The sequence below is a fragment of the Streptomyces sp. genome (assembly GCF_031181555.1).
Lineage (GTDB): Bacteria > Actinomycetota > Actinomycetes > Streptomycetales > Streptomycetaceae > Streptomyces > Streptomyces fimbriatus.
Genome location: NZ_JAPSKQ010000028.1, coordinates 37,900 through 46,445, shown reverse-complemented (window position 1 = coordinate 46,445; position 8,546 = coordinate 37,900). Strand labels below are relative to the sequence as shown.

The following is an 8,546-nucleotide window of genomic DNA, read 5'->3' as shown; positions in this document are numbered from 1 at the left end:
CGGTGGGCGCGTGCGCCGGTTGCGCGCGTGAACCGGTCGGCGCCGCCGGACGGACGAAGGAGCCGGACGTGCGGGACGTGGCGATCACCGAGGCACCGTCCGTACCGGGCTGCGGCCGCCCCGGGCCGAGGGCCTGCCCGGTGCCCTGCCGGGTGCCGGGCCGGCCGACGCGGTGGGTGGCGTCCTGCGGACCGCTCGCTTCCCGGCCGTCCGGGGCGGTGACTGCGGCGTGCCGCCCGGCCGTCTGCCCGGTGCTCTGCCGCCTCCTGGGCGGGCCGCCCCGGGACGAGCCGAAGACGGTGCTGCGCACCGCCCCGACCGGCCGCGGCGCGGGCGGCCTGGACGTGGCGTTCTCCGGCCCCCTCCGGACGGGGACGGGACCGTCACGGCACGCTCAGTCCCCGTGGTCGTACACGGTCACGGGTATCCCGCGCCGCACCAGGCTCTCGGTGATCAGGGGCTCGACCAGGGACCATTTCCCGCCCGCCAGCCCGCAGCCGATGCGGGGCATGTGGACCGAGGCGCCGAGGCCGGCCGCGTGGCCGGCGAGGCGGGCGAGGGCGGTGCCGATCGCCTCGTAGCGGACGGGGACGCCCTTGCTGCCCGTTCTGGTGCCGCGCTGGCCGATCATGTTGGCCACCCAGACGTACCGCTCGACCCGGACCAGCTGGACCGCTCCCAGGGCGAAGTCGTTGGACGCGCGGTCGCGGTGCCAGGCGCGGTAGGCGGCCTCCGGCTCGGGCCAGCGGCGGGACAGGGCCAGGACGAAGCCCTTCCCCCAGCCGCCGATGTCGTTGCAGACATGGGCGACGATCTTGACGCCCTTCACCGACGGAACGGTGGCGTCACCCCGGACGTATGTGATCCCCGACATGACGCCACCGTAGGCGTTGCCACTGACAGTGGCGCGGGCCTGCTACTTCGTGAGCCCGCCCGGCTCGCGGTCGGCGATCCGCCCGACCCGGCGGCGGACCCCGTACCAGCCCGCGACCAGCATCGCGGCGATCACCGGGACGAGCAGCAGCGTCTTCCGGCCGATCCCGGGGTCGTTCCACATCAGGCCGAGGACGGCCACCAGGAAGGCGATGGTGGCGATCTCGGTGACCGGACTGCCGGGGAGGCGGAAGGACGGGCGGGTGACCAGTCCGGCGCGGGCGCGGCGGACGAAGATCAGGTGGCAGATCATGATGATCACCCAGGTGCTGATGATGCCGAGCGAGGCGACGTTCAGCACGATCTCGAAGGCCTGGCTCGGCACCAGGAAGTTCAGGCCCACGCCGAGGACGCACACGCCGCAGGTCAGCAGGATGCCGCCGTAGGGCACCTGGCTGCGGTTCATGCGGGCGGTGAACCTCGGGGCGGAGCCCGCCACGGCCATGGAGCGCAGGATGCGGCCGGTGGAGTACAGGCCGGAGTTCAGGGACGACATCGCGGCCGTGAGGACGACCAGGTTCATCACGTCGCCGGCCGCCGGGACGCCGATCTTCGACAGGACGGTGACGAAGGGGCTCTCGTCGGCCGAGTACATCGAGCCGGGCAGGAGGAGGGCGAGGAGGACGACGGAGCCGACGTAGAAGAGGCCGACGCGCCACATGATGGAGTTCACCGCGCGGGGGACGACCTTCTCCGGCTCGGCGGTCTCGCCCGCCGCGACGCCGACCAGCTCCAGCGCCGCGTACGCGAAGATCACGCCCTGCATGACGAGGACGACGGGCAGGACGCCGTGCGGGAGGACACCGCCGTTGTCCGTGATCATGTTCAGGCCGGGGGTTCCGCCGCCCACCTCGTGCTGCGTGGCGAGCAGGAAGACGCCGACGAGCATGAAGGCGACGAGCGTGGCCACCTTGACGATCGCGAACCAGAACTCCAGCTCGCCGAAGATCTTCACCGAGATCAGGTTCACGGCCAGCACCACCGCGAGCGCGATCAGCGCGAGCACCCACTGCGGGATGTCGGTGAACATGCTCCAGTAGTGCGTGTAGAGCGCGATCGCGGTGATGTCGGCGATGCCGGTGGTCGACCAGTTCAGGAAGTACATCCAGCCGGCGACGTACGCGCCCTTCTCGCCGAGGAACTCACGCGCGTACGACACGAAGGAGCCCGACGACGGGCGGTACAGGACCAGCTCACCCAGGGCCCGCACGACGAAGAAGGCGAAGACGCCGCAGACCAGATAGGCCAGCGCGAGCGCCGGGCCCGCGTCGTGCAGACGGCCGCCGGCGCCCAGGAAGAGTCCGGTGCCGATCGCGCCGCCGATGGCGATCATGTTGACGTGGCGGGCCTTGAGGTCCTTGCTGTAGCCGGCGTCGCCCGCGTCCGCGGGGGCCGGGGCCGTCGTGGTGGGGGGTGCGGCCGTTGCCGTCGTCACGGCGTCCTTGCTCACGGTGCTCCACTCTCTGGTGCGCCCGGGCGGGTCGTGCCCGGGTGTCCGGATTGCCTCGGCCGGCGCGCTCGGATCAAGGCACAGACCAAGGGGCCACCCTTCCTCATGCGCGGTTCCATATGCGATGGCAAACGTCACACCGCGGAACATCTCACACGGCCGTCCGGGGCCGGCCCGGGTGTCACAGCACCGGTGGTACAGCGATACTGCTGCACATGACGACCGAGACCGAGGAGCCCACCCTCACGATCGACGAACTGGCGGCCCGGACCGGCGTCACGGTGCGCACGATCCGCTTCTACGGCACCAAGGGCCTGCTGCCGCCCCCGGTGATCGGGCCGCGACGGGTCGGTCACTACGGGCGGGAGCATCTGGCGCGGCTGGCGCTCATCGAGGAGCTGCAGCGCCAGGGCATGACGCTGGCGGCCATCGAGCGGTATCTGGGGCAGCTGCCGCCGGACCTGACCGCGCGGGAGCTGGCGATCCAGCGGGCGGTGGTGGCCTCCTGGGCGCCGGGGACGGCGGAGAGGGTGTCCCGGGAGGAGCTGGAGCGGCTGGCGGGGCGGGCGCTGGCCGAGGAGGAGGTGGAGCGGCTGGCGGCGATGGACGTCGTCGAGCGCGACGGCGCGTCCTTCCGGGTCGACGCCGGTCTGCTGCGGCTCGGCGTCGAACTGCTGGACGTGCCGCTGTCGCAGAAGACCCTCCTCGCCGCCCGGGCCACGCTCACCGAGTACTCCCGCGCGGCGGCCCACGAGCTGTCACGGCTGCTGCGCGACGCGGTCGCGGAGCGCGACGCGCGGGACGTGAGGTCACTGTCCGCCCACATGCAGCCGCTCGTGGTGCAGGCGCTGCTCACGACGTTCCAGCGGTCGCTGAAGGAGGAACTGCGGGAGTGGATGGACGGCGACGCCCGGGGGTGACGGGGGCGAGGCCCGCCCTGCCGGGGGTGACGCGGCGCGTGGTCCCCGGCGGGGCGGGCGCGGGCCGTCAGCGCGCGTCCGTGAAGACCTCTCCCTTCTCCGCCTTCTCCACCAGCAGCGCCGGCGGGGTGAAGCGCTCGCCGTAGCGGTCGGCGAGTTCACGCGCGCGTGCCACGAATCCGGGCAGCCCGCCGTCGTAGCCGTTGATGTACTGCAGCACGCCGCCGGTCCACCCGGGGAAGCCGATGCCCAGGACGGAGCCGATGTTCGCGTCGGCGACGGAGGTCAGCACGCCCTCCTCCAGCAGCCGGACGGTGTCCAGCGCCTCGGAGAACAGCATGCGTTCCTGCATGTCCCGGAACGGGATCTCGTACCCGGCCCTGCCGAAGTGCTCGCGCAGTCCCGGCCACAGGCCGGCGCGCCTGCCGTCCTCGCCGTACTCGTAGAAGCCGGCGCCGCCGCTGCGGCCGGTGCGGCCGAACTCGTCGACCATGCGGTCGATGACGGCCTCGGCGGGGTGCGCGGTCCAGGTGCCGCCGGCCTCCTCCACCGCCCGCTTCGACTCATTGCGGATCTTGCGGGGCAGGGTGAGCGTCAGCTCGTCCATCAGGGAGAGCACCTTGGCCGGGTAGCCGGCCTGGGCGGCGGCCTGCTCCACCGACGCGGGCTCGATGCCCTCGCCGACCATGGCGACGCCCTCGTTGATGAAGTGGCCGATGACGCGTGAGGTGAAGAAGCCGCGCGAGTCGTTGACGACGATCGGGGTCTTGTTGATCTGCCGGACCAGGTCGAAGGCGCGGGCCAGCGCCTCGTCCCCGGTGCGCTCGCCCTTGATGATCTCGACCAGCGGCATCTTGTCGACGGGAGAGAAGAAGTGCAGGCCGATGAAGTCGTCCTGGCGCTCGACGCCCTCGGCGAGGGCCGTGATGGGCAGGGTGGAGGTGTTGGAGCACAGCAGCGCGTCGGGGGCGACGACGTCCTGGACCTCCTGGAACACCTTGTGCTTGAGCGCGGTGTCCTCGAACACGGCCTCGATGACCGCGTCGCAGCCGGCGAGGTCGGCCACCTCGGCGGTGGGCGTGATGCGGGCGAGCAGCGCGTCGGCCTTCTCCCGGGTGGTACGGCCCTTGGCGACGGCCTTGGCGCACAGCTTCTCGGAGTAGCCCTTGCCCTTGGCGGCGGCCTCCGGGGAGACGTCCTTGAGGACGACGTCGATCCCCGCGCGGGCGCACGCGTAGGCGATGCCGGCGCCCATCATCCCGGCGCCGAGGACGGCGACCCTGCGGACCTGGCGCGGCTCGATGCCCTGGGGGCGGTTGGCGCCGGAGTTGACGGCCTGGAGGTCGAAGAAGAACGCCTGGATCATGTTCTTCGACGTCTGTCCGGCGGCCAGCTCGACGAAGTGGCGGGCCTCGATGACCTGGGCGGTCTCGAAGTCGACCTGGGCGCCCTCGACGGCCGCGGCGAGGATGCTGCGCGGGGCCGGGTAGGGGGCGCCGTTCGTCTGCTTGCGCAGGGTGGCCGGGAAGGCGGGCAGGTTGGCCGCGAACTTGGGGTTGGCGGGCGTACCGCCCGGGATGCGGTAGCCCGGCCTGTCCCAGGGCTGGGCGGACTCGGGGTGGGCGTCGATGAAGGCGCGGGCCTTGGCGAGCAGTTCCTCCCGCGTGCCGGCCACCTCGTCGACGAGGCCGTTCTCCAGGGCGCGCCGCGGGCTGTACTGGGTGCCCTGGAGGAGGACCTTGAGGAGGGCGTCGGCGATGCCGAGCAGGCGGACGGTGCGCACGACGCCGCCGCCTCCGGGGAGCAGGCCGAGGGTGACCTCGGGGCAGCCGATCTTGGAGCCGGGGGCGTCGAGGGCGATCCGGTGGTGGCAGGCCAGGGCGAGCTCGTAACCGCCGCCGAGGGCCGCGCCGTTGATCGCCGCCACGACCGGTTTGCCGAGCGTCTCGATGCGGCGCATCTGGCGCTTGATCGCCATGCCGCCGTCGAACAGTTCCTGCGCCGTCTCGGGGGTGACCCGGATCAGGTCGCGCAGGTCGCCGCCCGCGAAGAAGGTCTTCTTGGCGGAGGTGAGGATGACGCCGCGGATGGAGTCCTTCTCCGCCTCCAGACGGTCGGTGATCACGGCGAGGGAGTCGCGGAACGCCTGGTTCATGGTGTTCGCGGACTGGTTCGGGTCGTCGAGGACGAGGGTGACGACGCCGGTGTCGTCCTGTTCCCAGCGGATGGTGGTGCTCTCGGTCATGAGGGGGTCTCCGTAGAAGTCGCGTGCGGGTCGCCGGGATTCAGAGGCGCTCGACGATGGTGGCGATGCCCATGCCGCCGCCCACGCACAGCGTGGCGAGGCCGTAGCGCTTGTCCTGGCGCTCCAGTTCGTCGACGAGCGTGCCGAGGATCATCGCGCCGGTGGCGCCGAGCGGGTGGCCCAGCGCGATGGCGCCGCCGTTGACGTTGACCTTGTCCAGCGACAGGCCCATGTCCTTCACGAAGCGCAGCACGACCGCCGCGAACGCCTCGTTGATCTCGACGAGGTCGATGTCGTCGATGGTCAGGCCGGCCTTGGCGAGCGCCTTGCGGGTGGCGGGGGCGGGGCCGGTGAGCATGATGGTGGGCTCGGAGCCGGACACGGCGGCGGAGACGATCCGCGCGCGCGGGGTGAGCCCGTAGCGCTCGCCGACCTCCTTGGAGCCGATGGCGACGAGCGCGGCGCCGTCGACGATGCCGGAGGAGTTGCCCGCGTGGTGGACGTGGTCGATCTTCTCGACCCAGTGGTACTGCTGGAGCGCCACCGCGTCGAAGCCGCCCAGTTCGCCGATGTCCGCGAAGGACGGCTTGAGGCCCGCGAGGGAGTCGGCGGTGGTGCCGGGGCGCATGTGCTCGTCGTGGTCGAGGACGACGAGGCCGCTGCGGTCCCTCACCGGGACGACGGACCGTTCGAAGCGGTTCTCCTTCCAGGCGGTGGCCGCGCGCTCCTGGGACAGGGCGGCGTACTCGTCGACGTCGCGCCGGGAGAAGCCCTCGATGGTGGCGATCAGGTCGGCGCCGATGCCCTGCGGCACGAAGTTGACCTGGAGGTTGGTCATCGGGTCGTTGAACCAGGCGCCGCCGTCGGAGGCCATCGGCACCCGGGACATCGACTCCACGCCGCCCGCCAGGATCAGGTCCTCCCAGCCCGACCGCACCTTGGCGGCGGCCAGGTTGACGGCCTCCAGACCGGAGGCGCAGAAGCGGTTCTCCTGCACGCCGGCCACCGTGTCGGGCAGTCCGGCGGCGAGGGCGGCGATGCGGGCGATGTCGGAGCCCTGGTCGCCGACGGGGCTGACGACGCCGAGGACGACGTCGTCGACGGCGGCCGGGTCGAGGTCCGGGAAACGGCCGCGGATCTCGTGGATGAGGCCGACGACCAGGTCGATGGGCTTGGTGCCGTGCAGGGCGCCGGTCGCCTTGCCGCGCCCGCGCGGGGTGCGGATCGCGTCGTACACGTACGCTTCGGTGCTCACGGGGAGGCCTTTCACTGAGGGTTTCGGGGCGCGGACAGCAGTCGGGGTACGTCCCAGTCGCGGGCCACACCGCCGGTGTCGGCGCCCGGCCGGGCGGGCCCGGTGCGGACGGTGGTGGGGGTCGCGGAGAACCGCGGGGCCGGTGCGGGCTGGGTGATGCCGCCGTGGTCGGTGAAGGTGGAGCGGGCGGCCAGGTGCGGGTGGTGCGGGGCCTCGCGCAGGGACAGCACGGGCGCCACGCACGCGTCGGAGCCCTCGAAGACGGCCGTCCACTCGCCGCGGGTGCGGGTCCTGAAGCGTGCGGCGACCTGCTCGCGCAGCTTCGGCCACCGGGTGACGTCCGTGTGGGCGGCGGCCTGGTCCTCGATGCCGAGCAGGCGCAGGAACTCGCCGTAGAACCGCGGCTCGAGCGCGCCCACCGCCATGTGCCGGCCGTCGGCCGTCTCGTACGTGCCGTAGTACGGGCAGCCGCCGTCGAGGAGGTTGGCGCCGCGCCGGTCCTGCCAGCCGCCGGCGGCGAGCATGCCGTGGATCATCGCGGAGAGGTGGGAGGCGCCGTCCACGATGGCGGCGTCGACGACCTGCCCGGTGCCGGTGGCGCGCGCGTGGTGCAGGGCGGCGAGGACGCCGACGACGAGATAGAGGGAGCCGCCCGCGTAGTCGCCGAGCAGGTTGGCCGGGACGGCCGGCGGCCCGCTCCGGTCGCCGATCATGCCGAGGGTGCCGGTGAGGGCGATGTACGCGATGTCGTGCCCCGCGCGGTCGGCGAGGGGGCCCTGCTGGCCCCAGCCGGTCATCCGGCCGTAGACCAGGCGCGGGTTGCGGGCGTGGCAGTCCTCGGGGCCGACGCCGAGGCGCTCGGCGACACCGGGACGGTAGCCCTCGACCAGGACGTCGGCGCGTTCGGCCAGGTCGAGGACGCGCGCGGCGCCGTCGGGTGCCTTCAGGTCGACGATCACGGAGCGTTTGTTGCGGTTGGTGACGTCGTACGCCGGGTCGATGCCGAGTCCCGGGCCGCCGGGGCGGTCCACGCGGACGACGTCGGCGCCCAGGTCGGCGAGGAGCATGGCGGCGAACGGGCCGGGCCCGATACCGGCCAGCTCGACGACGCGCACGCCGGTGAGCGGGCCGTGCCCCGGTGGCTTCGCTTCCGTCATCCGCAGCTCTCCGCTCCGACTGTGACACAACCGATGTAACACCAGCGATGCTAAGAACGTGTTCCACCCGGCACAAGACCGGGCGAGCAAGCGCTTAGCAACTTTACGGGGGCGGGGGGACCTCCGCCCGCCTCAGCGTGCGTCCAGCTCCGCCGCCAGCCGCTTCGGCGCGATCGTGCGGTAGCTCTCCTCCACCCAGTCGCACAGGAGCTCGGCGTCCGGGGCGCCCTCGGGCTCCAGCGGGATGCCGACCCAGCCGGACCTCCCCAGCCCGTACCCGGCGGGCTCGGCTCCGGGGCAGGCCAGCGCGTGGGCGTGCGCCGTCTCGTCCGTGAGCTTCACGGTCATCCCCAGCGGACGGCTGCCGTCGTCGACGCCGAGGAAGACGAACACCTTCCGGTTCACCTTGGCGACGGTCTCGCCCCAGGGATGCTCCTCGGCGGCTCCGGGCAGACCGAGGGCGTACTCGCGCACTTTCTCCCACTTCCTCAGGGCGTTCCTGGGCACGGTCATCGGCTTCCTCCGGGCTCGTCGTCGCGCTCCGCATCCCTCACGCTAGCCTCGGCCACCGACAGCGGCGCGGCTG

7 protein-coding genes and 1 pseudogene are annotated in these 8,546 nt (G+C 72.5%); 1 reads left to right on the top strand and 7 read right to left on the bottom strand.

Annotated features, from left to right (window positions below):
- The 3 genes and pseudogenes from RIM90_RS08920 to RIM90_RS08910 all read right to left on the bottom strand — a co-directional run.
- Window positions 1-310 (bottom strand): annotated as a pseudogene (locus tag RIM90_RS08920) (hypothetical protein); the annotation flags it as partial.
- 84 nt (window positions 311-394) lie between these two features.
- Window positions 395-874, bottom strand: coding sequence for a macro domain-containing protein (locus RIM90_RS08915; protein ID WP_309060052.1), 480 nt, complete (start codon window positions 872-874; stop codon window positions 395-397).
- Between the two features lie 42 nt (window positions 875-916).
- Window positions 917-2,383: an amino acid permease gene (locus RIM90_RS08910; RefSeq protein WP_309060051.1), complete on the bottom strand. Its 1,467-nt coding sequence runs from the start codon at window positions 2,381-2,383 to the stop codon at window positions 917-919.
- A gap of 215 nt (window positions 2,384-2,598) precedes the next feature.
- On the opposite strand from RIM90_RS08910, the gene RIM90_RS08905 reads away from it, so the two are divergent.
- The gene (locus RIM90_RS08905) at window positions 2,599-3,303 is read left to right on the top strand and encodes a MerR family transcriptional regulator (protein ID WP_309060050.1); all 705 of its coding nucleotides are present in this window, start codon (window positions 2,599-2,601) and stop codon (window positions 3,301-3,303) included.
- Between the two features lie 67 nt (window positions 3,304-3,370).
- Here the strand turns inward: RIM90_RS08905 and RIM90_RS08900 are convergent, their stop codons facing one another.
- From RIM90_RS08900 to RIM90_RS08885, 4 genes are all read right to left on the bottom strand, one after another.
- Complete coding sequence (locus RIM90_RS08900; protein WP_309060049.1) at window positions 3,371-5,548, bottom strand: 3-hydroxyacyl-CoA dehydrogenase NAD-binding domain-containing protein; 2,178 nt, start codon at window positions 5,546-5,548, stop codon at window positions 3,371-3,373.
- A 40-nt stretch (window positions 5,549-5,588) separates the two neighbouring features.
- On the bottom strand, window positions 5,589-6,803 hold the full coding sequence (locus tag RIM90_RS08895) for an acetyl-CoA C-acetyltransferase (RefSeq protein ID WP_309060048.1): 1,215 nt from the start codon (window positions 6,801-6,803) through the stop codon (window positions 5,589-5,591).
- 11 nt (window positions 6,804-6,814) lie between these two features.
- Window positions 6,815-7,960, bottom strand: coding sequence for a CaiB/BaiF CoA-transferase family protein (locus tag RIM90_RS08890; RefSeq protein WP_309060047.1), 1,146 nt, complete (start codon window positions 7,958-7,960; stop codon window positions 6,815-6,817).
- Window positions 7,961-8,092: 132 nt separating this feature from the next.
- Window positions 8,093-8,473 (bottom strand): MmcQ/YjbR family DNA-binding protein, encoded by a 381-nt coding sequence (locus tag RIM90_RS08885; RefSeq protein ID WP_309060046.1) that lies wholly within the window; start codon window positions 8,471-8,473, stop codon window positions 8,093-8,095.
- Between the last annotated feature and the right edge of the window lie 73 nt (window positions 8,474-8,546).

Bases quoted from the DNA above. Each gene is read 5' to 3' on its own strand.
- RIM90_RS08905 (WP_309060050.1), top strand. From the start codon at position 2,599: ATGACGACCGAGACCGAGGAGCCCACCCTCACGATCGACGAACTGGCG.
- RIM90_RS08900 (WP_309060049.1), bottom strand. From the start codon at position 5,548: ATGACCGAGAGCACCACCATCCGCTGGGAACAGGACGACACCGGCGTC.
- RIM90_RS08915 (WP_309060052.1), bottom strand. From the start codon at position 874: ATGTCGGGGATCACATACGTCCGGGGTGACGCCACCGTTCCGTCGGTG.
- RIM90_RS08890 (WP_309060047.1), bottom strand. From the start codon at position 7,960: ATGACGGAAGCGAAGCCACCGGGGCACGGCCCGCTCACCGGCGTGCGC.
- RIM90_RS08885 (WP_309060046.1), bottom strand. From the start codon at position 8,473: ATGACCGTGCCCAGGAACGCCCTGAGGAAGTGGGAGAAAGTGCGCGAG.